The organism is Neisseria sp. P0021.S006 (genome assembly GCF_051956895.1).
Genome location: NZ_JBQCWZ010001113.1, coordinates 1 through 494 on the forward strand (window position 1 = coordinate 1; position 494 = coordinate 494).

Below are 494 nucleotides of genomic sequence, written 5' to 3' on the forward strand. Positions count from 1 at the left end.
CACCTTGCTCGGCAGCGATTTCGGCGAGTTCGGGCGTTAAGCCGTAGCCGTGTTCAAAGCGGTTGGGCACGAGAAAATCCACTTTCGCCCCCATCGCCGCCAAACCGCTCATACCGACGGAACACGCCGTTGCGCCGTCGGCATCATAGTCGGCGACAATCAGGATTTTTTCCTGACGCTCAATCGCATCCGCCAAACGTCCGGCGGCGGCTTCACAGTTTGTCAGCGATTGATACGGCAAAAGCGCAGCAAGCTTGTCGTCCAACTCGGCCGGACTTTGCACATCACGCGCAGCACACAGCCGCGCAATCAAAGGATCGGTACCGGCAGTGAGCAAGTCGTTGAAAACAGTCGGATTAATGGAACGTGTTTGAATTTTGACGGACATAGTGTGTGGGATTAAATAGAGAAAAAATTAATTTTTTGAAACATTTATTTTAAGGAGGAGGCCGTCTGAAACCTGCAATCCGTTTTCAGACGGCCTTGGATATTAT

At 51.6% G+C, this 494-nt stretch carries 1 pseudogene; it reads right to left on the reverse strand.

The features are described 5' to 3' along the window. Positions 1–388: pseudogene (locus ACTHUM_RS19010) on the reverse strand (single-stranded-DNA-specific exonuclease RecJ); the annotation flags it as partial. Between the last annotated feature and the right edge of the window lie 106 nt (positions 389–494).